Source organism: Longimonas haloalkaliphila (assembly GCF_055379825.1).
This window is the reverse complement of the sequence record NZ_AP043948.1, coordinates 3,287,732-3,311,722: the sequence shown is the minus strand read 5'-3', so window position 1 is coordinate 3,311,722 and position 23,991 is coordinate 3,287,732. Positions and strand designations below refer to the sequence as shown.

General features: G+C 60.9%; 14 protein-coding genes, 1 tRNA gene and 2 riboswitches. Of the genes, 3 read left to right on the top strand and 12 right to left on the bottom strand.

Features of this window, described 5'->3' with window-relative positions:
- Window positions 1-4: 4 nt before the first annotated feature.
- Window positions 5-1,366, bottom strand: a complete 1,362-nt coding sequence (locus tag ACZ48V_RS12895) for an O-acetylhomoserine aminocarboxypropyltransferase/cysteine synthase family protein (protein ID WP_464539749.1) — start codon at window positions 1,364-1,366, stop codon at window positions 5-7.
- A 181-nt stretch (window positions 1,367-1,547) separates the two neighbouring features.
- Window positions 1,548-1,661, bottom strand: a riboswitch (SAM riboswitch).
- Window positions 1,662-1,922: 261 nt separating this feature from the next.
- Between ACZ48V_RS12895 and ACZ48V_RS12890 the strand changes: the two genes are divergently transcribed.
- Window positions 1,923-1,995, top strand: a tRNA-Gln gene (locus tag ACZ48V_RS12890).
- 209 nt (window positions 1,996-2,204) lie between these two features.
- On the opposite strand, the gene ACZ48V_RS12885 is transcribed toward ACZ48V_RS12890, so the two are convergent.
- Both ACZ48V_RS12885 and ACZ48V_RS12880 read right to left on the bottom strand, forming a co-directional pair.
- A complete protein-coding gene (locus ACZ48V_RS12885; protein ID WP_464539747.1) occupies window positions 2,205-4,490 on the bottom strand; it encodes a patatin-like phospholipase family protein in 2,286 nt (761 codons plus the stop codon).
- A gap of 97 nt (window positions 4,491-4,587) precedes the next feature.
- The gene (locus ACZ48V_RS12880; RefSeq protein ID WP_464539745.1) at window positions 4,588-7,122 is read right to left on the bottom strand and encodes a TonB-dependent receptor domain-containing protein; all 2,535 of its coding nucleotides are present in this window, start codon (window positions 7,120-7,122) and stop codon (window positions 4,588-4,590) included.
- 273 nt (window positions 7,123-7,395) lie between these two features.
- Here ACZ48V_RS12880 and ACZ48V_RS12875 point away from each other — a divergent pair, with 273 nt between their 5' ends.
- Entirely contained in the window at window positions 7,396-7,899 is a 504-nt protein-coding gene (locus ACZ48V_RS12875) for a GNAT family N-acetyltransferase (RefSeq protein WP_464539744.1), read from the top strand.
- Window positions 7,900-7,955: 56 nt separating this feature from the next.
- Here the strand turns inward: ACZ48V_RS12875 and ACZ48V_RS12870 are convergent, their stop codons facing one another.
- The 3 genes from ACZ48V_RS12870 to ACZ48V_RS12860 all read right to left on the bottom strand — a co-directional run bounded on the left by ACZ48V_RS12870 (window position 7,956) and on the right by ACZ48V_RS12860 (window position 12,624).
- Window positions 7,956-9,005: a peptidylprolyl isomerase gene (locus tag ACZ48V_RS12870; protein WP_464539742.1), complete on the bottom strand. Its 1,050-nt coding sequence runs from the start codon at window positions 9,003-9,005 to the stop codon at window positions 7,956-7,958.
- A 375-nt stretch (window positions 9,006-9,380) separates the two neighbouring features.
- Complete coding sequence (locus tag ACZ48V_RS12865; RefSeq protein ID WP_464539740.1) at window positions 9,381-10,595, bottom strand: FG-GAP repeat protein; 1,215 nt, start codon at window positions 10,593-10,595, stop codon at window positions 9,381-9,383.
- 22 nt (window positions 10,596-10,617) lie between these two features.
- Entirely contained in the window at window positions 10,618-12,624 is a 2,007-nt protein-coding gene (locus ACZ48V_RS12860; RefSeq protein WP_464539739.1) for an ABC-F family ATP-binding cassette domain-containing protein, read from the bottom strand.
- A gap of 570 nt (window positions 12,625-13,194) precedes the next feature.
- Between ACZ48V_RS12860 and ACZ48V_RS12855 the strand changes: the two genes are divergently transcribed.
- A complete protein-coding gene (locus ACZ48V_RS12855) occupies window positions 13,195-14,082 on the top strand; it encodes a M50 family metallopeptidase (RefSeq protein WP_464539737.1) in 888 nt (295 codons plus the stop codon).
- Window positions 14,083-14,264: 182 nt separating this feature from the next.
- Here ACZ48V_RS12855 and tenA read toward each other — a convergent pair whose 3' ends face one another.
- The 6 genes from tenA to nadC all read right to left on the bottom strand — a co-directional run bounded on the left by tenA (window position 14,265) and on the right by nadC (window position 23,961).
- Window positions 14,265-14,996 (bottom strand): thiaminase II, encoded by a 732-nt coding sequence (tenA, locus tag ACZ48V_RS12850; RefSeq protein ID WP_464539735.1) that lies wholly within the window; start codon window positions 14,994-14,996, stop codon window positions 14,265-14,267.
- 76 nt (window positions 14,997-15,072) lie between these two features.
- Window positions 15,073-15,206, bottom strand: a riboswitch (TPP riboswitch).
- Between the two features lie 1,145 nt (window positions 15,207-16,351).
- Window positions 16,352-18,820, bottom strand: a complete 2,469-nt coding sequence (locus tag ACZ48V_RS12845; RefSeq protein WP_464539733.1) for a S49 family peptidase — start codon at window positions 18,818-18,820, stop codon at window positions 16,352-16,354.
- 298 nt (window positions 18,821-19,118) lie between these two features.
- Window positions 19,119-20,708 carry a hypothetical protein gene (locus tag ACZ48V_RS12840; RefSeq protein ID WP_464539731.1) on the bottom strand — a complete coding sequence of 530 codons (1,590 nt, stop codon included), beginning with the start codon at window positions 20,706-20,708 and terminating at the stop codon, window positions 19,119-19,121.
- A gap of 355 nt (window positions 20,709-21,063) precedes the next feature.
- Window positions 21,064-22,197, bottom strand: coding sequence for an acetoin utilization protein AcuC (locus ACZ48V_RS12835; RefSeq protein WP_464539729.1), 1,134 nt, complete (start codon window positions 22,195-22,197; stop codon window positions 21,064-21,066).
- 52 nt (window positions 22,198-22,249) lie between these two features.
- Window positions 22,250-22,900, bottom strand: a complete 651-nt coding sequence (locus tag ACZ48V_RS12830; protein ID WP_464539727.1) for a CBS and ACT domain-containing protein — start codon at window positions 22,898-22,900, stop codon at window positions 22,250-22,252.
- Between the two features lie 164 nt (window positions 22,901-23,064).
- Window positions 23,065-23,961, bottom strand: a complete 897-nt coding sequence (nadC, locus tag ACZ48V_RS12825) for a carboxylating nicotinate-nucleotide diphosphorylase (protein WP_464539725.1) — start codon at window positions 23,959-23,961, stop codon at window positions 23,065-23,067.
- Window positions 23,962-23,991 lie beyond the last annotated feature (30 nt).

Here is a 23,991-nt window from a genome sequence, read left to right as displayed (position 1 = left end):
GCGATTACGCGGCAACCGGCAGCTTCGCCAGGGCCTGCGCAAAGTCGGCGGTGATGTCGTCGATATGCTCGATGCCGACGGACACGCGCACCAGGTCGGGCTCCACACCAGAGGCTTTTTGTTCTTCTTCGGTGAGCTGCTGGTGCGTGGTAGAGGCCGGGTGGATGACGAGCGTTTTAGCGTCGCCCACGTTGGCGAGGTGGCTGGCCAGTTCTACGTTTTCGACGAACGTCTTTCCGGCTTCGGCGCCGCCTTTCACGCCAAAGCTAAGCACGGCTCCGTATCCATTCTGCAGATAGCGATTGGCCCGCTCGTGATACGGATGGTCTTCGAGTCCCGGATAGCTGACCCAGTCGACGGCGTCGTGGTCCTGGAGCCAGTGGGCCAGCGCGAGGGCATTGTCGGCGCTGCGCTGCACGCGAAGCGAGAGCGTTTCGAGGCCCTGAAGCAAGAGAAACGACCCAAACGGATTCTGGGCTGGACCGAAGTCGCGCAGGCCCTCCACGCGAGCACGAATGGCGAATGCTACGTTGGCGCCGAGCACGCCGTCGGGACCAAACGTCTCCCAGAACTTGAGTCCGTGGTAGTTGGGATTTGGTTCGGTGAACTCGGGGAACCGTCCGTTATTCCACGGAAACGTGCCTGCATCTACAATAACCCCGCCGATGGTGGTGCCATGCCCACCGATCCACTTCGTAGCGCTCTCGGTGACGATGTCAGCGCCATGGTCGATGGGGCGGCAGAGGTAGCCCGCCGCTCCGAACGTGTTATCGACGACGAGCGGGACGCCGTGGTCGTGCGCAATGTCGGCGATGCGCTCGAAGTCGGGAATATTGAAGCGGGGGTTGCCGATCGCTTCGAGGTATACTGCCTTCGTGTTCTCGTCGATCAGCGACGCGATGGAGTCGGGGTCATCGCCATCGGCAAAGCGGCCCTCGATACCCAGCCGCGGCAGCGCATTTTTGAGCTGGTTGTACGTACCGCCGTACAGGTAACTAGTGGCTACGATGTTGTCGCCTGCCTTGGCCAGCGCGTTAAACGTGAGGAACTGTGCTGACTGTCCGCTCGCGGTAGCCACAGCAGCAACGCCGCCTTCGAGAGCAGCCACGCGCTTTTCGAACACGTCGTTCGTGGGGTTCATGATGCGCGTGTAGATGTTGCCGAACTCCTTCAGCGCAAAGAGGTCGGCGCCGTGCTCGGCATCATCGAAGGTGTACGACGTGCTGGCGTAGATAGGAACAGCGCGGGCGTTGGTCGCCGGGTCGGGCTCCTGCCCGGCGTGCAGCTGTAGCGTTTCGAAGCGCGGTGTGCGCTTGGAAGAGGGTTCGGGCGAGGACGCGGCGGTTGAATGTCCGTTTGTGCTCATGGCTCTGGGGGTTGGAATCGAGAAAATCGAGAGCCATCCAGAAGACCAGAGCGAGCGGGGCGGAGCGCGGAGTCCGGATTCGAGATCTGCCAGTGCGGCGGGAAATGAAAGATCCCCAACCGCAAGGAGCAGATGGGGAATCGTGCACGACGCTACAGCAAGCTGTAGGGAAACGCACTTCCACTCATCTTCCCTCGCGTAATGCGAGGTAGGAGGTAGCACCTTTCCACAGCCAAGGCTGTGGCGGTTGCCAGGGTTTCGCAGGGCCTACTCCCTCCACCCTTCTGGATGAATGTGCTAACAACAATATGTCATAGTGCTAACAAGTGTAAAAAGCACATGTAAGGAAAGTCAAGTGCTGCAATGTGAAGAAAAAGATACGAAGACAAAAAGGAAGGCACTCATGACTGCTTATGGACCTGAGCGGATGGGCGTACAGGGTTTTTGAGGGTAGAGCGCTGTACAAAACAGTGAAGCATCGGTCAACAGCCCCGATCCGGTGGCATGTCGCGGAACCGTGGGGCGAAGAAGGCTTACTGTATTCTTGCAAAAACACTGCCCCGTGGCTCAATTGGCAGAGCATCTGGTTCTGGTCCAGAGGGTTGATGGTTCGAGTCCATCCGGGGCAGCATTCTTTTCTCACCTCTCTATTGACACTGCTACGCGGCCGAGCCGTAGCACTCAATCTGTGGCCTTCGACCCATAGCTCATCTTTGCCTGTGAGGTCTCTTTCAGGTTTCCCTGTCTGCTTGATTCCTGCGCATACGCCAAGAAATCTGTGCGTCGCAGGCCTCGGTCCTGTCGGGGGTTGATCTTTGGGGAGGCAGATGGATGCAGTTCAGAATGAGGGGCCGAGTGATATGCGAACTACATACGGACCGGCAGGCGCCGATGTCATGATGGCCATGCGCATGGGACCGATGAAGGTGTTGGTTCCAAGGATGAGTCCACCTCCGTGATCAAACGCAGCAGGGTCTGCGACGAACGTCCATGTATCGGGCGTGCGGGCAGCGTTCCACTGAGCTTTTACGTACGCATCATCCCAGACCTGGACCTGGAAGGCGGCCCCGATTTGTTGCAGATGAGGGCCGCTCTTCTGTTGCACCTGATAGCCAAGCAGTGGAAACTGGCGCTCTGCCCATACCCCGTGCGAAAAAGCGCCGCCCGTGCGATACATGTAGTGCAGAGGTGGAGTGCCGCGTAGCGTATGCCCGAGGGTCGCATGGCTGTGAAAGCTGAGCGTGGATGTAAGAGCCAGGGCACTTGTCGCATCAGCTGTTGCCTGTGTCAGTGTTTGATTGCCGAGAATGGAAGCGTCGGCAGCCTCAAGGGAGGCGGCAATGCGGAAGCCTCGTTGGGGAAAGATCGCATCGTTGAGCGTGTCGAGGTACATGGTAGCACGCGCCTGCACCAAGTGATCGCGTGTGGCAGCCTCGGAAGCGCCGACCTCGGACACCTGGTCATACCATTCGGGCTGAACGCTGAACGCAAGGCCAATGGTGTTTGCCAGCACCGCGCTTGCGCGGAGCTCAGTTTGAAGACGTTTGGTACGCACCGTGCTGACTCGGTCAGATCCCTCGAACAGATCGATCGGTGCACGTTCGGCCACGATGCCCACTTGCAGGAGCCGCGCCTGGATGTTGAACCTCGGGACGATAAGCGCAGGGAGGGCATATCGTCCGCTAAGGCGTTGGGCAGTGCCCAGGCGAAGGGTGCCTTGCCATCCGGTGCCGCCCCCAAGGCGGGTTGGGAGCGTGACGTTAGCGCCAATGGAAGCCCCGTATGCACTGTCGTAGCGCAGTCCTATATTTAGATTCCCTTCATTGCGTCCAACAGTAGAAAAGACCAGGTCGACATAGCCGTCGGGGCGTGGACGCAAGCGGTAGAGCACCCGTTCGAACAGGTCGGTGCCAAATACGCGCGTTGTGGCGTGCTCAATTTCGGAAACCGTGTAGGTACCTGGTACGCGCAGCCCAAGGATGTCACGTACGCGCTGTTCAAGGAATGGGTCGATGTCCTCAAAGGCGATAGAAGCAACCCGAACCGTGTCTGCACTTGCTTCAAGGTCGCTCTGTGGTGGCTGCGCACCGCCTGCTATTTCAAGCAGAGAATCGACCGCTGCACGCTGGTTCTCAACGGATCGGCGTCCGCGTGTTACAAGTGAATCGACGGCTCCGAAGCTAAACAGATCGTATTCGTCGATATCGGGTTCGAAAACAAGATCACACCGATCCCGCTGTGCATGTGTCGACTCGACCATGCGAAAGCCCACAACCTGACGCATCACATCGGTAAGCGTGCGAAGGTTTTCAGCAGATTGCAAGTCATCGCCAACATCAGAGCAGAGCACCAGATCGGCGCCAAGACGGCGGGTGTCTTCGGCGGGCAGGTTACGGGTAACGCCGCCATCGACGAGCATCTGCCCGTTTCGTTCTACAGGGGTAAAGACAGACGGAATGGCGATACTCGCGCGAATGGCCTGCGGGAGGTAGCCGGTCGTTAGTGGTACCGCATCGCCCGTTTCAAGATCAGTGGCAACAGCGACAAACGCGCGGGGCAGCTGCGTGAAGTCATCTACCGGATGCGATGGTACGAGCAGGCGGGTGAGGAGCGCTGTGATGCGCTGGCCCCGCACGAGTCCTGTGGGGAGGCGTACGCCATCGCCTGAGAAGGGCAGCTGCACAAGCAGCCGTTCGTCGTAGTATCGCTGTTCAAGAAGCCGCTGGCGCCGTGGTGGCGTGTCGCTGAACACCTCAAGCCAGTCCCGCTCACGTGCGATCTCCTCTAACTGACGCGAAGAATATCCGGTTGCGTACAGTCCGCCGATCACAGCGCCCATGCTCGTCCCTGCTACCACGTCTGCCGAAACGCCGGCTGTTTCAAGAGCCTTCAGCACGCCGATGTGTGCGAATCCTTTTGCACCGCCTCCGCTCAGCGCAATGCCAATAGTCACTTCTTCATGTTCGGGATGCGGAAACAGCAGGGGAGCGGGCTGGCTGTGGACCTGAGGAGAAAAAATGACCATCAGTAGGCCAGCAAGCAAGGCGGAGAGCCGGACCGTATGCTGACATGCGATGCGGGGCGCATCCACCATAATAAAGCAGGGCGTAAAAAACGTGAGCAAGAACATCAGCAGCAATGCAAAAGCGGCTTCCCTGCATCATACAGAGAAGCCGCCTGATTGTACAGCCGTTGGAGGCATCATAATGCCGCCCTGCGCTCTAAAATGTAGTTTTCACACCGACCAGGAAGGTGCGGGGCATGCCGGGGCGCACACCAGCCGGACGCCGGGCAACGGCGTACTCGTTGTCGGTGAGGTTGCGCAGGCTCCCGAACAGACGGGTGTTCGCGGAGATGGCATACTCGGCAGAGAAGTCCATCACGAAGAAGCTGTCGATTTGCTCATTCGGAGCGGGGGTGCCACTGCCTGCTACGGTGCGGACCTCGTCTACAAAGCGTCCGGTAAGGCGCATGCTGAGTCCGCGAAGTCCGTCAACGCCTATGTTAGCGGCGAGCTGATTTTCGGGGAGATAGGGGAGCTTGAATCCCTCCTCAACTTCGCCCCAGGCTCCGAAGTCGCTATCGAAGGTCGTCTGGAATTCCGCGTTGTTGTACGTATACGTCAGTTCCAGCGGAATAGAGAACGAAGCGTTCAGAGGCAGTCCGAGGTTGTACCCGCCAGTGAACTCAACGCCGAAGACGCGGGCGTCGCCCCCGTTAAAGGTGTCGCCGGAAGGATCGCCCCCGATGGCTGCAAGATCGCGTCCGAGCAGGTTCGAGTAGTCGTTATAAAAGCCAACGATTTCAGCACGGAGCCCCTGCGCTTCGTAGCGCGTCCCCAGCTCGTAGTTGACGCTGTTCTCAGATTGTGCGCCAGGGTTGGATCCGGGCACGGCAAATCCGCGGTGCACACCAGCGAACAGGCTCCAGGCCGGGTTTACGTCATAGTCGATGCCGATACCCGGAATCCAGACCGTACCGGCATTCTGGCGCGTGCCGGTAGGCGGAGTTGTGCGGGCACGCCCTTCTTCTGTATCGGTAGCCCACTCTGTGCGGTTCAGTTCGAAATCTTCGACACGGAGTCCGGGTGTAACCGTGAGGGGGCCACGTTCCAGCGTATACTGTACGTATCCAGCGAGGGCGGTTGCATCCTGAACGCGATTACTTTCCTCGCCGGGAATGCCCTCGCGCTGCAGCTCCATGACGCCGCGCGCACCCATGCGGTAGTCATCCTCCCACTGGAAGCGGTCGATCTCATCCTGGTGGTAGCGGCCGCCCACTTCAACGTCATGCGCAAAGCTGCCGGTTTCGAACTGCAGTCCAATGGCCGTCTGAATCCCCTGGGAGTAGTACTCGCGGTTGTTGTTCTTAACGAGCAAGCTGCCGCCGGTCTGATCCCCCCGCGTAATGGCGAGTTCATCGGCATAGGTGTCGGGATTGGCAAGAATGCTGCCGATGCCAACGCCGTTCACCGAATCCAACTTATACCAGTTGCGCTGAAAATCGATACGGTACAGCGTTGTCGTAATATCAAGGTTGGCTGTTGGCTGAATGACGTGTTGGGCCTGCAGGCGGTTATGCTCCGTATCCATGACGTCATTCTGTGACCCGGCATACCGGGAAAACGGAGCACGCTCGAAGTCGTCCTGCGTCAGCCCGAGGTAGGTCTCGTTCGAGGTCTCGGTGGTGCGCGATGCCGTGAGGGTAAGAGACTGCGGGAGGCGTGCGTCGGGGCTTGTGTTGACGCGTGCCTTGGCGAGGTAGTCCTGCTTGTCAAAGCCGGTGCTGTAGTCCAGTCCGGCGTTGGCATTGGCAAACCCGTCGATGGATTTGAATCCGTCGGCCCGTGATTGGAAGGTTTCGACCAGATAGCCGAAGTTTTCGAATGAGTCGCCTACATGCGCATGGAACTGGCGCTCCTGGTCGCTACCGGCCAGGGCATTGATGCGGCCTCCAAACTCATCAGGGATGGGAGTCGACAGAAAGTTGAGGGCGCCTCCGGTTGTAAAGGGACCTGTCTTGATCTGACTCGATCCTTTACGGATCTCTACTGCGTAGGCGCGACCCATCGTGGGAAAATAGTAGGCGGCTGGGGCGGAGTAGGGAGCCGGAGCGGCCAGCACACCGTCTTCCATCACGGTGATCTTGCTGGTGCGCTCGGCACCGGTGCCACGCATCCCAATGTTAGGCCGCAGTCCGTAGCCTTCCTCATCAACGGTATAGACTCCGGGTACGCTGTCGAGCAGGCGGTGGATGTCGGTGTATTCGTGTATGCCAAGCTCTTGTGGACCGATATATTGGGCCGATCCGGGAATGCCGTCGAGGTTGCGAAGGACGCCGGTGAGCGAGGCGCGGCGCACGAGCACCTCAGAGAGCGTAACAGCCGAAGGCGCAAGCGTAATGGAGAGCGTTTCTGTGGCGCCACTGGCTACTGTTACAGTTTCTGTAGCGCGTTCGAATCCCACCGAGGAAACTTCGATCTGATACGTGCCAGGCGTCAGCGAGAGAGTGAATGTGCCCTCCGCATCGGTGGCGGTTCCTGCCGATGTGCCTTCGTTGGATGTGGGCTTGGCAATGACGTTAGCCCCGGGAAGCGGTGTGCTGTCTGTCTCTTGCACGGTTCCGCTCAGGGTTGCTGTGTTGCCGTTCTGTCCATACGCGGGAAACGCCCCGGTGCCAATCCCAGCCCATCCGATCACCAGTGCTATGGCGACAACGAGACGTTTCCACGCGTAACTCTGTCTGCTCGTATTCATAAGTTAGATACTTATCAAAAAAACGTAGTGGTAAAAGAGCGGGCAGTCCGTCTTACGTTTACGTTGATTGGAACGGAAGACCCGTTGTTTTCGACGATTCGATTTCAACATAAGCCTTAATTTAGACTGAGTCTACATAAGGATAAGTAAAAGATATGAAGGATGTGGTAAGAACGTGCGTAGTACGTTACTGCGGAAACGGGTGTGCATTGAACATCCTGAACGCTGTACCACAGCTCGCAAAGCTTCTGACGCACCAACACGCCTTGATCTATGACTATTGCTCCTGTAACGAGCGCCGACGATTTTGAGCAAGCGCGCGCTATCCGAACCGAGGTGTTTATTGAAGAACAAGCGTGTCCGCCCGAAGAAGAGTGGGATGGCCACGACGATACGGCGCGGCACGTACTTGCACGGCTGGAGGATAGCACACCCGTTGGCACCGCGCGCTGGCGCACGGTGCCGCATGATGAGGGGTTAGCCGCAAAGCTTGAGCGCTTTGCTGTACGGGCCCCGTATCGGAGCGAGGGCATTGGTACGCTCCTTGTGCAGTACGTTATGGAGGATGCGCGGCAAGCCGGATTTGAAACGCAGAAATTGCATGCGCAGGCTCACCTTGAAACGTACTATGCCCGCTTCGGCTTTGTCTCGACAGGCGAGCGCTTCACCGAAGCGGGCATACCCCATGTAGCGATGGTCCGGACCAGCACGTCTTCTTCCGCTAAACGCTCAGGCTCCTCGTTGGCGGTAGGCGGAACTGGCGAAGCGTCGTCGTAAGACGCATTACGCCATATGGAACGGACTAAACAATGCTGGAACGGTCCATTCAGGGCCTACTCCTGGTCGTTGGGATCGGACAGCGGGATAACTTCCGGGTTCACGCGAAGTTGGGCCTGGCCCTTGAGTTCGTCAAGCGCAGTGTCGAAGGCTTCCTGTTCCTGGTCTTGCATAAGCGCCTGGCGGGCCTGGTCGGTATCCATGGGCTCGCCGTAGTCAACCAGCTGAATGACGTGGAAGCCGAACTGGGTGCGTACGGGTTCCTGCACGAGCTCTCCATCCTCTTCGAGAGCAAACACAGCATCAGCGAAAGGCTCAACCATGCGGTCGCGGGTGAAGTATCCAAGGTCCCCCCCACGCTCGCCGGTGGGACCATCGCTGTACTCGCCGGCCAGCTCTTCAAAGTCGGCGCCGTCGTTGAGCTGATCAATGAGGTCTTGGGCACGCTGGCGCGCATCCGCAACCTCCTCTTCGGGAGCACCCTCGTCGACACGAATCAGAATGTGGCGAGCACGCAGGTTGCGCTGTTCAACAGCGTATGCCTCAACCTCTTCGTCAGAGGGCTCGGCGGAGGCTTCGGCGGCCAGCTCATCGCGAAGCTGCCGTACCTGCGCCTGCTCGGCGATCATGCTTCGCAGCGAGTCGATGGTGATACCGGCCGTGTCGAGTGCATCTTGAAACTCCTCTTCACTCGGAAACTGGCTGCGCTGTTGCTCCATCTGCTGGTCAACGAGACCGGGATCGGCTTCAACGCCGCGTGCCTGGGCCTCGCCCCGTAGCACATGGTCACCCACGTACTGGTCGAGCATCATGCGATGCAGCTCATTCATCTGATCGCCGCTTTGCTGAGGCGGCATCGACTGCATGGCAAACTGCATCTGCTGCTGAAACTCGTCGGTCCGCAGCGTATCGGTGCCGTAGTCAGACGAGACGATCGCTGCAACTTCGGGGTCGCTGATGTCCGATTCAATGGGGTAGGCGTCGCCGTTTTCGCCGTTTGCGCCGTTGGATGCGCCGTTTTCACCGCATCCGACGAGTACGAGCAAAAGCGCCAGGAACCCGCCTAATATGCCAGACGAGCGCCGTAGAGAACGTAGAGTAGTCATAAGTCAATCTGTTACCAAAAGTATACTAACCGGGCATTGCGATGCCAAGCTACAGAACGGTTGCATGCACGCTATGCACACGCCGGTGTTTCTGCGTAGGCGGGCTGCCACCTGGCTGCGGGGGCTTGCTCTCATCCAAATCTGAAAGCGCTCTTCTATAAAATGCAGGTTAATGCGAAACTCGAGACGTGAGCGTAGGTCTTTTTTGTAGAGAAGCAAAAAAACAGTTTGCACATGATAGCAAGTCCCTTCGAGGCGCTGGCCCACTCCCGCCCTCCCCCCTATGGGTCAGCGCCTCTTCTATATGCTGTCGGTATTTCTATACATCTATACAGGTGATAGCAACAGGCTACAGCGGCACAAGTCACTCTCAAATCACTGTAACGTGATGCTGTAGACGAGGCCTTCGCCCTGAGGCGGGACCCAGCCAATCAGCGCTATGCCGTTGTCGAGGGCCAGGGCGGCACCGAAGTCGATCCGCCCCACATCGATAAAGCGGCGCTGGTGCCAGGTCCCTTCATCGTCGCGTTGAAACGTGTACACAACGCGATCGATGTTCACGTCCTGCCGGAGCTGTTCGTCGTATCCGGTTACCAGCGCCCAGTCTTCTTCTATAGCTACTGCCGACCCGAAGGCACCGTCGGCAAACGGGCGGTCGGGGCGCAGCACAGCGGTCTTACGCCAGGCTCCGGTAGGGGCGCGGTTGTAGAGGGTGGCGCGCCCCGAGTTATCGGATTCGGCACGGCTTTCTCCGACAATAAGCTGATCGCCGTGCAGGTCAAGAGGAAGAAAGAAGTCGTCGCGCTCAGCCAGAATTGCGGTGGAGGTCCATTCTGGAGAGGCAGTGCTGGGGCGCTCAAACAGGTGGACAGCACCGGGCTGGCGCGCGAAGTACGTTGAGGCGGCTACGGCTACCCGCGTTCCGTCTACAGCCAGCGATCCGCCAAGCACGCCGCGCCCGAGGTCGCGGTCGGAGGTGAGTCGCGCCTCGCGCTGCCATTGATCGGTCTCCGCATCATACCGAAATACATATACGGATCCGTCAAAGCGGCCCTGGAAGTCGCCGGTGGTAGAGACAAACGCGCGGTCTCCGCTCAGCGCGAGATCTGCTCCAAAGGGGCCTTCCTGGAGATTGACATCGCCTGTGAGCATAGCGGTCTGCGTCCAGGTGGAATCGCTGCGGCGCTCGAAGACAAAAGCGGCATTCGACTGTGGATCGGCAAAGAACTCGCTGCTTGCGCCGATGAGTACCCGGTCGTCTTGAAGGGATACGGCGCTGCCAAAGAACGCATTCTCGCGGCAGGGGGTAGGGGTAAGGCGTGCAATGGGAGTCCACTGCCCCCACTCCGGATCGCGCTCGTACAGATAGGCAGCGCCCGATTGTATGCCGCACACCTGCTCACTTGGGGCCCCGATCACAGCATAGTTGCCATCTATATCGACGGATTCGCCAAACCCCAGCGCTTCGACCGAGTCGGGTGGAGCCAGCGTGGTGATCTGCGCTCCGGCCGGTAACGCGCCCAGCCCAAGCAGTCCGACGAAAAGCAGGAGGGATCGAAGGCGAGGGAAGCAGGAAGCAAACAGACGCATAGGCATGGGCATGGAAGCAGGTCTATGTGGCATCGATGGCCATAACGTGCTCGCTGAGCGCCTCCCAGTCGGGATAGAGTTCGGCAAGCTGGGCATCAAGCTGCTGGTAGCGCTCGGTGAGTTTGTGCATCTCACCGTCTTCAAGGGCATCGGGTTGCGCCATCTGCGCCTCGAGCTCCTCTTTTTGTGCTTCCAGCTCCATGATTTCCGTTTCCGTTGCTTCCATCTTCTGGCGCACCTGGTACGAGTTGAGGTCCGCAAACGCGTCGTCGGGGCGCTGTGGCTCGTGCTCAGAAGTAGGTGTCGTGTCGGCGCCTGACGTTTCGGAGGAGGCGTTCTGCGGAGCCGTGCCGTTCGAAGACGGTGTCGACGCGGAAGGTTCGGGGTTGAGTGCGGCTGCGGAGCCGTGCTCAATCTGCCACTGCATCTCGGAGTAGCTGCCGTGAAACACGCGCACGTCGCCGTTTCCTACGCGCCACACGTGCGAGCAGACCTCATCGAGAAAGTAGCGGTCGTGGCTCACGATAATGCAGGTGCCGCTGTACTGCTGGATCGCGTCGATGAGCACATCTTTCGACTGGATGTCGAGGTGGTTCGTAGGCTCGTCAAGAATCAGTACGTTTGCGGGCGAGAGCAGCGTGCAGGCCAGCGCCACCCGGCTTTTCTCGCCCCCTGAAAGCACGCGAATCTCCTTGAATACGTCGTCGCCCGTGAACAAGAACGCGCCGAGCAGGGTGCGGAGCGTGGTGTCGGGGGTGCTTGGGGATACGCCACGCACGGTCTCTATGATAGTCGCATCCATCGGAAGCGCGTCGGCCTGGTGCTGGGCAAAGTGCGCGAGCTGTACGTTGTGTCCCTCGCTGCGCTCGCCCTCAAAGGCCTCCGTACCCCGCAAGATGCGCGCGAGCGTGGACTTTCCCGCCCCGTTGGGGCCGACCAGTGCAATCGTGTCGCCGCGCTCTACCGCAAGCGGACCCGCATCGTCAAAGACACGCACGGGGCCGTTTTCGCCGGCATACGTTTTCGAGAACGAGGAGAGCTCCAGGGCCACGCGCCCGGACCGTGGCGGGTCGGGGAAGCGAAACGAGATTCGGTCTTCGGTGTCGGGGGGAGGCGGGATGCGCTCCATCTTCTCCAGCTTCTTGATTCGGCTCTGTACCTGCGCGGCCTTCGAGGCGTTGTAGCGAAAGCGCGAGATAAACTCCTCGATTTCGTTGATGCGCTTCTGCTGGTTTTCGTACTCAGAGCGCCACTGTGCCCGTCGCTCCTCCCGTTCCTCCAGGTAATACGAGTAAGAGCCGTCGTACAGGCTGAGCCGCCCGCGCGTCAGTTCGGCGATCTGCGTGACCATCCGGTCAAGCACGTAGCGGTCGTGGCTCACCAGCACCACCGTGCCGCTGTACGACTCCAGGTACGTTTCAAGCCATGCGATGCTGTCGATGTCGAGATGGTTAGTCGGCTCGTCAAGCAGCAGGACGTCGGGGCGTTGCAGAAGCAGCTTCGCCAGCGCTACGCGCATGCGCCATCCCCCGGAAAACGAACGGAGGGGGCGCTCCATGTCGTCGGGAGCAAAGCCCAGTCCGGCCAGCGTGGCCTCAGTCTGCGAGCGGATGCGGTGGGCATCGCGGGTGTTGAGCTGCTCCTGCACCCGGCTGAGGCGGTCGAGCAGCTTCGCGTAGCGGTCGCTCTCGTAGTCGGTGGCCTGCTCCAGCTGCCTGGTGATCTTCTCCTCGCGCGCCTCAAGGGCAAGCACTTCGTCGAAAGCCTGCAGGGCCGCGTCTCGCACGGTCGCGTCGCCGGGCTGCTCGTTCAGGCTCTGCTCTAGGTACCCGATCGTGGTTGCACCGCGGTCTACACGCCCCGACTCCACCTCCTGCTCGCCCGTAATCACGCGCAAGAGCGTGGATTTGCCTGCCCCGTTCGGGCCGACCAGTCCAATGCGCTGCCCCTCATCGGGGATGGCCCACGATAGGTCGGTGAAGATCGGGGTGCCGCCGAAGATAACGGAGACGTTCTGCAGGTGAATCATGAGCGCGGGGGCAGTTGGGTACGCGGTGTTGTCTGCCGGGCAGGGCAGCGGGTAACATCAGAAAAGCCCCACCGCGTTGCCACACGGGCAGCACAGGTGGGGCACAAGGGATGCAAGCAGCACACGCGGACGATCAGGGGAGAAGAACCTCTTCTTTGACAATGTGGGTAGCCGCCCAGAGCCTTTCGACGTCCACTGTTATCTATGCATCTGTAAAGCACCTGATGCACAGCCGCCGTGGCGCGATGAGGGTGCGTCTCCGCACGCCGGGCGGTGAGGCCTGCCGGCCAGTCCTGGAGGTAAGCTCCCTGAGGTATAGGTTGCAGATTCTTCTTTATCCAAATATCGCAGCGCGTGTGGCTGCTTGCGGATAAACCTGTACCTATGGGGCGGGCGTACGTTTCGAACGGCGAGACAAGGTTCTGTGTATGTGTCGATGCTGCAGCGGGAGATCACGGCTCGCAGACACCGTATAACACATCCTGTTCGGCTACGGGTTAGCATGCAAGCACTGCCCGTACGCGTCCCCCTACCGCCTGCTTTACCCCTTTTCGATCGCTCCGGTACGCTATGGCTTCGCAACGAACCGCTCGCCTCTTTCTACTTGCAGCTACGTTCATCGTGGCTGTGTGCATGGTGGTGCCGTACGGCACGTGGGCGATCTATCCGTTTCAGCTTGTGGGCACGCTTGTGCACGAGGCCGGACATGCGCTGGCCGCCGTTGGTACCGGGGGAACGGTGGATCGCTTTGTGGTACGCCTGGATACCAGCGGGTATGTGGGCTACAGAGGCGGATTTCCCTTGATCGCAACGTCTGCCGGATATCTGGCGTCGGTCGGTGTGGGGGCGGCGCTGCTCATGGCGGGCGCGGTACAGAAGCGGTCTCGGGCAACGCTTCTCGTTATGGCTGCAGGGCTGCTTATCGTGACCGTCGTGTTTAGCGGATACGGGGCGTCGCTCTTGGCGTTTGGGGCGTTCGTCGTCGGCCTCGTGCTGATCGACCGGGCCCATGCGTGGTCGCGAACACGCACGGGCGCTCCGACGGGCGACCCGAAGAGCGAATCGAAGCGCACGGCGGTACGCTCTCCGCTCACGTGGCTGCTGTACAGCGGCGGATTGCTGCTGATGGGCGGGGCGCTCGTCTACATGTTCGCTACCCGCGGGCTGGTTTCGTGGATGGTGGGCGGACTGGCGGCGCTGGTGCTGCTATTGGTTGCGACCTACGCCTCCCCACGATGGCAGCAGGGCGCGGTCATCTTTCTGGGGGTGCAGCTCGCGCTTGATGGACTCAACAGCATCCAGACGCTCTGGACCCTGACCCGATCGGGGCATCCGCACAACGATGCGGTAACCATGGCGGAGCTGACCGGGCTGCCGGCGGAGTTCTGGGCGCTTACGTGGGGACTGCTGGGCGTGGTGGTTGTCGGTATCGCGTTCGTGCGGTACTGGCGCCGGTGAATCGCTCCCGTAACGGAACCGGTTGCCGTATTGCGGTATCACTCCTTTGCTACAGGGTTCGCTACACGGGCTCGGGCTTAGGATAGGCAGTTGCATGGGGGGACGGCTTTCGCGTCGACCCACTCACATATCCATCCCTGCATACACCAGCGAAGCATGCAGCGCTGGCATCATGCCGACCCCTATACCGGCCACTCCTGCTGGGTCCAGGCCTGGTCCCAGAACATCCACTCGTAGCGGATGCTGGTCTGGAATGCAGTCGTGGCCCGCTCGCGGGCAGCCTCATCGGCTGCATCGGCAAAGCGCTGCAGGCGATTCAGCAGATTCGCCATGTACTCGTTGAACTCCGGGTCGCGGTACATGGCCAGCCAGTCGGCATAGGGGTGGTCGTTGGGAATAGCGCCCATCGCTGCTTCCATGCGCTGCCCCAGTTCGATGTAAAGCCACGGGCGGGGCGTGAGCGCGGCCACGGCCTCTACAAGTGTACCGCGCTGGGCGGTGCTGATCATATGATCCTGATACGCACGGTTGCTGGGCGTCAGCGTAAGCGCGGCGATGTCGTCGGCGTCGTAGCCGAGCTGCTCCCCGTATCCGGCATGCAGTTCGCCTTCTACAACCAGCGCGAGCCGGGCCGCGTCGATGAACCAGAGCTTGTCGTCGGGATCGGGGCAGCGGGTCGAGATGAGTGCTGCTGCATCCGAAAAGGCCTCCAGGTAGCGGGCGTCTTGCATCTGGTAGAAGCGAAAGCGCTCCGCCTCCAGCGTGCCCTCAGCCAGTGCATGCACGAACGGATGGTCGAACGAGGCGCCCCAGCTATCGCGGGAGGCATCTACACAGGCCGCGGCAAACGGCGGCACCGGGTAGGCGCGGTCTACGGATACGTCGGAGAACGAGAGATCGGTGGTAACAGACATAAGGCGTGCTTGCAGTTGGATGCGTAGGGATACCAGCAAGCGAAGCCAGGAAATGCTGCACTACGGTGTGTAGCACAGACGGTGTAAGAAGCTTCCTTCCGCCGGTACGAACCGGATCAAGTTCAAGGGATCATCTCAGCCCGACCGTCTGTGCAGCGTGGTTTGACGACCACCGTCCGCTCACACAGCCGGGCACTCCCAGCTTTGCTCACTTTAAAGCATACGCATTGCGTGGCAGGTTTGCAACCATCACCTTCCATGAAGGTGCTACTGGCCTATCAACCCTGAATGGCCGGGTATAGACGAGCATTTCCCCTCCATCCTACCCTTCCTCCTCAGGGAGGCTAGTCTATGCACACAACTTCGAATAGCTTTGGGCGTCAAACATAGGCTGGTGTCCATTTTTGCCTTGATGCAGACGAGCGAAGCGACTCACGACCGTAGGGAGCTAAAAACGAACCAGACGAGCCGCAGGCGACTCACGAAGTAAAAAAATCAAGGCTGGACAAACTGGGCCTGACTGCGCCCTCCGGTCCGCTACAATTGATCAAACTCACTCGCGCCCCAAGAGCACTCGGTCACTGCGTTTCCAGCGCAGGCTCGCTCAAACAGGATCAATTTTCGGGCGCGCCCCTCCAGGCTTTGTCCGGGCGGCCCACTTCTTCGAGGCCGGAAGGGCTGCATGCCGCGGGGAGGCGTGAATCCTGTAAATTAAATATCCCCAAACCGATGATCTGAATGCGGATTCAATGGCACGGACGATCCAGTCGATATAGCAAAGGGAGAAATGGTTGAACAAGTGGTGAAGCAAACAAACTTCTTGCTAACAAATTATCAGAGAGAAAGTTAGGTGCAAGGACTAGACCAGGGAGGAAGGAACCATAAGACGCTCTCATGAAGTCTCCCTCAGAGGAGCTACGGCTTATACACAACGCATGAGAGCCATACAATGGTTGATTTGTGTACCGAAGAACCCTCCAAATGGACTGCCCTGCGGAGTTCGCGGGCATGAGATTGCACCCCAGGAGCACTTCCTCCCTACGGTCGTCACGCCGCGCTCCGCTCGCAATGACAAGAGAGCAGGGACATCTCACTTCTTGTCATCGCGAGGAAGGAGCCTGCGACCGACGCGGCGATCTCATGCGTCAGTTGAAGCGGTTTACCCTGCTTATAAGGCACACGATTGCCGCTAAGGCACAAGATTGCCGCGTCGCTGGCGCTCATCGCAATGACATACTCAAAGATTCTTTTGTGGGCCTACTTAGCTCAGAGGGGGGGGGGATTTAGGGGGAGGGATTCCACACCCACAAAACACCAAAAAATTGTCCTTGACACAGCACTACAACCTCACAGCACTACAACCTCGGGGTGGGCATCATGCTCGGCGGCATGAGCACAAGGGGATGCGGCTGATGCTCGATCATAAGGCGCAGGTACTCGATCATCGGATCGTCGCGGTCGAGTGTGGGTGGGTCGGGGCGCAGCCAGCTGTCGATAGGAGCGGGAATGAACCGCCCGAAACCGAAGAATCCGCTGATGGCGTTCACCTCCTGGACGGCGGTTCGTGCAGGGTTGAGACCGGCTGCGCGGTGGGCGGCCCCGATCGCCGTGTCGAGTCCGCCGAGGGCGTCTACGAGATCGCGATCTTGCGCGGCGGGGCCGGTCCACACGCGGCCTTCGGCGGCATCGCGCACCTGATCTTCGGACAGGCCGCGGCCCTCAGCCACGCGCGCAACGAAGTCATCGTAGAGCGCCATGATCTGGGCTTCGGCCCGCTCGCGCTCATTGTCGGTCAGCGGACGCGTAGGAATCTGCACCCCCAGCAGAGGCAGCTGGTAGCCGGTAAAGAGGTCGGCACGGTCGCCGCGCTGTACCACGTCGTAGTCGAAGCCGGCGCGCTCGCTGAAGCCGTCGTCGTAGAACCATCCGGCCACAACGCCGATAGAGCCGGTGAGCGTGGTCGGGCTGGCGTACACCTCGTCGCCATACATCGACACCCAGTAGCCGCCCGAGGCCGCGACCTGTCCCTGACTGATAATAACAGGCTTCTCCTTGGATGCATCGCGGAGCGCTTCGGCGACGAGGTCGGCTGCGAGCGGATCGCCGCCGGGCGAGTCGACCCGAAACACGATAGCGCGTACGTCGCTGCGTTCGGCGGCGTCGCGGATAGTTTGGCGGAGGGCACGGGCGCGCATCCCGCTGTCGAGCGATGTGCCACCGATGCCGTAGACAATGGCAACCACCGGCGGCGCACCCCACTCGCGTGTGGCAGTCTGAATTTCGTTGAGGTCGCTCGACGAGAGGGCTGAGGTCGCTGTCCCGGCGTGCTCGCTCAGCAGTTCGCTACCATCCTCCCAGCGGCCCGTTGCATCTATCAGACCGGCCCCTTCAGCCTCGCGAGCCCACAGAATGGTCTGCGTATCGACCAGCGCGTCGAAGGCGTCGGCGGTAAGTCCGCGCGCGTCGATCACATCGCCTCGCACGGTTTCGTAGAACGCGTCGACATAGTCCTGGCGCTGCTCGCGCTCGGCCTCCGAGAAGTCGGTGCGGGCGAACGATTCAAGGGCAGACTTATGCGAGAAGAGCCGCCAGTCGTCGACCTGCAGCCCGATCCGGTCGAGCGTTTCGGCAAAGAATGTCTGGCTGGCGGCGTAGCCTGGCAGGGTGAGGCGCCCGGTGGCATCCATGATCACGTGGTCGGCCACGCTGGCAATGTGATAGGTGTTCATGCCGGCATTGTCGATGTATACGAGCACCGTTTTGCCGTGCGCCTGCAGGATTTTGAGGGATTCGCGCAGCTCCCAGGCGAGCGCAGGTTGGATCTGCAGGCCCGACAGGTTCAGCGCGACCTGGCGTACGCGGTCGGACGCGGCGGCCTGGTCGATACCACGCAGGATCTCGTAGAAGCGCGGGGGCGCGTCGCCCGAAAACGAGGCGAGCCGGCTCTGCTGGTAGCGAACCGGCCCTGTGAGTTCAAGGGCGACGTGGGAGCGGCCGCGGTCAACGGCGTCGCTGATTGCGCTGGGTACGTGCGAGCCGAGCCGGATGCCATACGTGCTGGAGGCGTAGTCCTGCTCGGTATCGAAGCGTGCCTGACTGCTCGCACCCAGACGGCCCAGGCTCAGGCGGAGTCCGGCTGTAAAGGTTTCATTTTCAAAGTAACGGCCGACCACCTCCAACCCAGAGATAATTTCAGCGGATGCGCCTACGCTCCACGGGGCGTCTTGAATGGCATTGCCTTCGCGGAGGGCGGCATCGGCGAAGACGGTGAGGCGGGGCGAACCCAGCGGACGCACGCCTACTTCGGCGACGAACTCGCGATCGCTCGTTTCGAGCCCGATGTTGTAGACACCGCCGATAGAGAGGTAACGGCTCGGGCGCGACACAAAGCCTGTTGTGAGGCGGTTCACGCGTCCGAGAGCCCGGCTGTCGCCGGTAAAGCCTTGGTAGCCTACGCCCACAGCAAACCGCCGATCGCCGCCTGCAAGTCCAACATGGTAGCCGGTGGACTGCAGTCCAGCTGCACGGATTCGCGTAACAGAGCTGCTGAATCCGCCGAGCGAGGTGAACGCGCCCCAGTTCTGGACCGAGCCATGGTCGCGTCCGTCGGTCGACCAGCGCAGCTGCAGGCTGTTCGCTTGCATGGCGGGCAGCGCCGGGTTGGCAAAGCCGAGCAGGCCTTCATCGAATGCGGCGGGCGGGGCCGACAGGAAGTCGTACTGCGCGTAGTACGACGCCATCGGCTGCGCCTGGGCGGAGGGCGATGCTACAGAGAAAGACAGAACTGCAATCAGGGCAAGCCCGATAGAGCGAAGGAAACGCATGGCAGCAGAGGGCGATGAGGCTAAAAGAGACGTATCGCACCGTCAGGATACGAAACGCCCTGCTTGCATGTCAATGGCATATCAATGATTTGCTGCCCCAGCGCGTAACAAGTCCGGAAACGGATGGGGGACTCTGCGCCTGCGCGATAGCAGGTGCCGGGACGCCTGCAGGCTGTGGAGGCGGCATTGGGATGCGCGTAGCAGCACATGCGCCCCGCATCCTCCCTGAATACGCTTCTGGGCAGATGCGGGGGCGGCGCCAGTCCAGGAGGCTGCCACAGCAGGATACAACGACGAGCTACTGCGCTTCTACTTCAATGCCGATGTTCTGAACGTCGTCTACGCCGATGCGGTCGACTTCCTCGCCGTCTTCGGTAATGATGATGTAGTAGGCGGGCGTGTCGTCTCCGGCATCGTCGGCGGCCACTACTTCTACATCGCTGATGTCGTCGGCGTCTTCGCCCGAGAGGAAGTCGACGACGGCTGCGGTTTCGCGGATTTCCACGACGGTGCCGGAGTGCGCGTTGACAAAGGCATTGCGGGTCACGTCGGTGTTGTCGGTGGGAACGACTTTAGCGTGCCACCAGAGGTCGCCATCCACGACCGTCGGGATAGGCTCGACGACGCTAAACTGGCCCGAGGAGCGGGCGGTGTCCCAGTCGGTGCGGGTATCTTCGGCGCGGACGATGCCCATGGCGCGTTCGGGGCCGAGCAGGGTTTCGGTGCCGGTTTCGAAGAATCGCATTTCGCCGGTGTGGCTATCGAAGAACCAGACTTCGTCGAGGCCGCGCGTGTCGAGGCCGGCGGGCTCCATGGCATAGACGTAGCTCATGCGTTCGCCCTGCAGGTCGATGACGAAGGGCTGGCTGTTGCCTGCGCCAGCGGGCAGGGCGGCGGGTTCGACCACGCCTTCGTAGGTGCCAATGGCGGGCATCACGTTGAGAATGCCGCCCCGGTACTGCAGCGATTCGGCGTAGCGGCTGGCGTTGTACAGCGGGAAGAGCCGCTGGCCGTCGAGGACATCGGAGGCGCGGGCTTCATCGGGGGTGAAGTGCTCGATGGTGCCATCCTGGTGGACAAGCGCAACGCCTTCCCAGGTAGGGGTAGTGTGGGGGATCGGCAGAAGGTGCCACTCGTGGCCGGTTTTCGGGAAGGCCATGTAGGCTTCGCCGTCGTGCGTAAACTCGATGGGATCGTCGTGATACTGCACCCAGAAGTCCGATTTCTTGAGCTGCCAGTCGGCGGAGCGATGCAGTATCATGTTCTGTCCGTACGTGAACAGTTGCTCGTCGAACGCCTGCATCTCGCGGTCTTCCATGGCCGTCATATCGCTGAGCAGCACGCCCCGCTGGTTGCCCTGAAGCCGGTTCCGGAATTGGTCGGGCTGAATGGGATAGCTCCACGTGAGGCGCCCGTCTTCCATGCGAGCAATGTCAGAGACGCCCAGCTGGTGCTGCCGGTACGAGACGCTGCCGCGGGTCTGAATGTCGGCGACGGCCTGCGGCACGATGCGGGGATTTTCTTCATTGGCCCGTGGGAATTCAGCTTCGGCGGTGGCCTGCTCCATAGCGTCGGTTGCCAGGTGCCGGTCCTCAAACGCCCCGCCCAGGGTGCCGAGCGTGATGGCCAGTAGCACGCCCACGGCAACGGCCACCCCGAAAAGAGAGCCCTTGACATCGCGAGAAGAGACGTCTGCTTTCTTAACGTTGAAAGGGGGAAGCAGGTAGAGCACGAGCCCGGCCAGGAGCGGGAGCCCCAGCACGTAGAGGGCACTCGGACTGTAGGCGATGCCGTAGATGACCGGGTGGAAGAGGGGGCGGAGTCCCCAGATCACCGCGCCCAGCAGGGCTATGATGAGAAGCCGGGTACCAACGCGAGCAAGATTCATGTCCGTTGCGGATGTGTTGCTCATCTCTGCACGGTCGCACATTTGCCATAGGAGGGCAGACGATGCAGCGGCACACTCCGCCGCCGAATACACTGAATTGGTGGAATGGGGCTATGTTTGTTAAGAAAATGTGGAGGCAAATTGAGAATCTGTTTGGATTTCTTAATTTGGGCTCCGAGCGGCGGCGCTGGACTGGGGCCGAAGGTCATGCCCCTGGTGCAATTGCCCCCGATGTCGCCCCGTAGCCCCGGCTACGAATCTCCATCGTGGTCCAATTTTCGCCTCAGCGGCGCTCGCTCTCGCCTGCAAACCAAAACCCAAACAGGCTCAAAGAACCCCGAACAAGCTCTGGCTCTCAGTACCACATCGGGGCAATGCGCTCCAGAGCGCGTTTGCTGACCTGGCGATTCTGGGTTTCTACGGCGTCGCGGCGCTCGACCTGAAAGGATCGCTCGGTGTCGTGCAGGGTGGGTGTAAGTGCGCCTTCGGCTTTGTGAGACCACCGGTCGAGCCACGAAGAGGGCAGGTCGGTGGGCAGCGGAGCGTCAAGCAGGCGATGCGCAAGGAGCGCCCAGATACGCACGGTGGCATCGGGCTGATAGCCGCCACCAAGCGTGAAGAGCGCTCGCCCTTCGGTGTGCGATTCAGAGAGGGCAATCAGGCGCTGAAAGACGGTATCGTACGCATGGGTTGTAAGCAACAGGTCGGCCAGGGGATCGCTGAAGTGCGCATCTGCGCCACACTGCACCACCAGTACGTCTGGTGCATAGCGCTCGATGGCAAACGGTACCACCCGCTCGAACGTCTCCAGGTAGCTTTCGTCCTCGGTAAACGGCTCAAGGGGGATGTTCAGCGCACTGCCCTCCCCGGCGCCTCGCCCCATTTCGTGGATATGCCCCGTGCCCGGAAAGAGGTAGCGCCCCGACTCGTGCAGGCTCAGCGTAAGGACGCCGGGATCGGTGGCATGCACGGCCTGCACGCCATCGCCGTGGTGCACATCGATGTCGATGTAGGCCACGCGCATCTCTTCGCGGCGCAGCGCCTGAATGGCGATCGACAGGTCGTTGTAGACGCAGAAGCCCGAGGCTTTGCGCGGGTGGGCATGGTGCAGCCCGCCGCCCAGTTGAAGTACGCGACCGGTAGAGCCATTAGCAATCAGGCGGGCGCCGTGCAGCGCCCCACCACAGAGCGCCCGAGCTGCGGCATCCATGCCGTCGAAGGTGGGCACGTCGGCAGTGTTGAGCCCGAAGTCGCGCACGGTGGCGGGCAGGTCGCCTGTAGAGCAGCGTTCGACCGCTTCGACAAACGCTTCGTCGTGCACGGTGCAGACCTCTTCGCGTGTAGCCGGGGGCGGCGCGGTGAACGATACATTAACCGGAAGCGCCTCCAGCAGGCTACACAGCATCTGCTGCCGGTTGGGGCTGAACGGGTGCTCGGGGCCGAAGAAATAGTCGAGGTAGGTGTCGTCGAAGAGCAGGGGCGTAGGCATGCGCAGGGCGGGCTGGATGCAGGAATATGAGGACCGGGAAGGCGCTACAGCATCATGTACCCGTGGGCTTGTCAAGCGGCCAGCGAACGGCAAACCCCTCTTCGCGAAGCGCCGCCGCTAACGGGCGAACATTCATGGTGTCGACCCGCAAGATGACGTTCAGGTACGATGCCGGTGTGTCATCCTCCGACGGTTCGTAGTAGCTAAGCACCGAGTGGATGTCGAGTCCCTCTTCAGCCACACGTGCAGTGAGCGCGGCCAGCTTTCCGGGCTTGTCGGGCAGGGCCACCGCGAGGCGACTGCCCGGCTTTTCAAGGCCGGTCAGGCGGAGCACGGCGTCGAGCAGGTCGGTGCCGGTAATGATCCCTACGAGCGCATCGCCCTCCATAACTGGCAGGGCCCCGATGCGCTCGGTGCGAAGCGTATGGGCCGCCTCCTCGACCGGGTCGCGAGGCCCGGCGGTGATTGGGGGCTTAGACATTACGGTGTACACAGCGTCGTTGCGAGCAACCGGCTTGTCGGTGAGGGCGCTGGTGGCGTACCGGATGTCGCGATCGGTGAGTATGCCAACCAGTGCATCTTTTGCATCCATAACCGGCAGGTGCCGAATGCTGTGCTCATGCATCTGGTCGAAAGCGGCGCTAATGGAGTCCGTGGCCTGAATGGTGACCACCGGGCGGTGCATGATGTCTTGAATGAGCATAGCAGAGACGGGGAAGGTACAGGAGCAAAACGTTAGCAGGTGTACATGCTCCCATTATACCAAACGACAGGGATAGGACGCAATAGAGAAGTGAACTACAGACATGAACTGTGCCGGGACATTCAGAATGTGCCACGGGGGCTGTAGAAGAATAGGAGGGCCTCTTACGCCAACGTAAGCTCCATCGACAGATCCAGCGCGGTAACCGAGTGCGTAAGCGCGCCCGAGGAGATGGCGTCGACGCCGGTGGCGGCGATGGGAGCAACGGTGTTGAGCGTGACGTTGCCGGAGGCTTCGGTGCGGCACTGTCCGTCTACGCGGTTCACAGCAGTCTGGAGCATCGACACATCTACGGAGCCGTCGTCGTGAAGAGACGCCATGTTATCGAGCAGCAGGATGTTGGCACCGCCATGGGCGAGTGCGGCGTCGAGCTCGTCGAGGGTGCGTACCTCCAACTCAATGCGAAGGTTCAGGCTGTGGGTATCGCGGTAGCTGCGAGCCGCGTCGAGTGCAGCAGCGACGCCGCCGGCTGCGGCGATGTGGTTGTCTTTGATCAGAAACAGGTCGTGCAGCCCGATCCGGTGGTTTGTGCCGCCGCCCAGACGCACCGCCCACTTATCGAGAGCGCGTAGTCCAGGAGCGGTCTTGCGGGTGTCGAGGATGTCGGGCGCGTGCGGGCGAGCGGCTTCGACCATGCGGTGGGTGGCGGTGGCAATGCCGCTCATGCGCTGCATCACGTTGAGCGCAAGGCGCTCGGCGGTAAGAAGCGCAGCGGCAGGGCCGCGTAGCGTACCCACAACGGTGCCGGGGGCAACGCGGTCGCCATCGGAGACGCACCAGTGGGGCGACACGTCGGAGCTGCTCTGCCGGAAGATGCGTGCAGCCACGTAGAGTCCGGCCACCGTGCCGGGGGCTTTGGCCTGCAGGGTGGCTCGGGCGGTAGCGCCTGCCGGTACGGTAGCAGCAGTGGTTACGTCGCCCGAGCCCACGTCTTCGCGCAGGGCACGGGTAATGAGGTCGTTGAGGTCGGCGTCGGAGAGGTACGGGGGGAGCGTCGACATCCGAACAGAGGCAGGTGAGGAGAGAAGCAG

Coding starts and splice junctions, on each gene's coding strand:
- ACZ48V_RS12895 (WP_464539749.1), bottom strand. CDS start 1,366: ATGAGCACAAACGGACATTCAACCGCCGCGTCCTCGCCCGAACCCTCT.
- ACZ48V_RS12880 (WP_464539745.1), bottom strand. CDS start 7,122: ATGAATACGAGCAGACAGAGTTACGCGTGGAAACGTCTCGTTGTCGCC.
- ACZ48V_RS12875 (WP_464539744.1), top strand. CDS start 7,396: ATGACTATTGCTCCTGTAACGAGCGCCGACGATTTTGAGCAAGCGCGC.
- ACZ48V_RS12870 (WP_464539742.1), bottom strand. CDS start 9,005: ATGACTACTCTACGTTCTCTACGGCGCTCGTCTGGCATATTAGGCGGG.
- ACZ48V_RS12865 (WP_464539740.1), bottom strand. CDS start 10,595: ATGCGTCTGTTTGCTTCCTGCTTCCCTCGCCTTCGATCCCTCCTGCTT.
- ACZ48V_RS12860 (WP_464539739.1), bottom strand. CDS start 12,624: ATGATTCACCTGCAGAACGTCTCCGTTATCTTCGGCGGCACCCCGATC.
- ACZ48V_RS12855 (WP_464539737.1), top strand. CDS start 13,195: ATGGCTTCGCAACGAACCGCTCGCCTCTTTCTACTTGCAGCTACGTTC.
- tenA (WP_464539735.1), bottom strand. CDS start 14,996: ATGTCTGTTACCACCGATCTCTCGTTCTCCGACGTATCCGTAGACCGC.
- ACZ48V_RS12845 (WP_464539733.1), bottom strand. CDS start 18,820: ATGCGTTTCCTTCGCTCTATCGGGCTTGCCCTGATTGCAGTTCTGTCT.
- ACZ48V_RS12840 (WP_464539731.1), bottom strand. CDS start 20,708: ATGAATCTTGCTCGCGTTGGTACCCGGCTTCTCATCATAGCCCTGCTG.
- ACZ48V_RS12835 (WP_464539729.1), bottom strand. CDS start 22,197: ATGCCTACGCCCCTGCTCTTCGACGACACCTACCTCGACTATTTCTTC.
- ACZ48V_RS12830 (WP_464539727.1), bottom strand. CDS start 22,900: ATGCTCATTCAAGACATCATGCACCGCCCGGTGGTCACCATTCAGGCC.
- nadC (WP_464539725.1), bottom strand. CDS start 23,961: ATGTCGACGCTCCCCCCGTACCTCTCCGACGCCGACCTCAACGACCTC.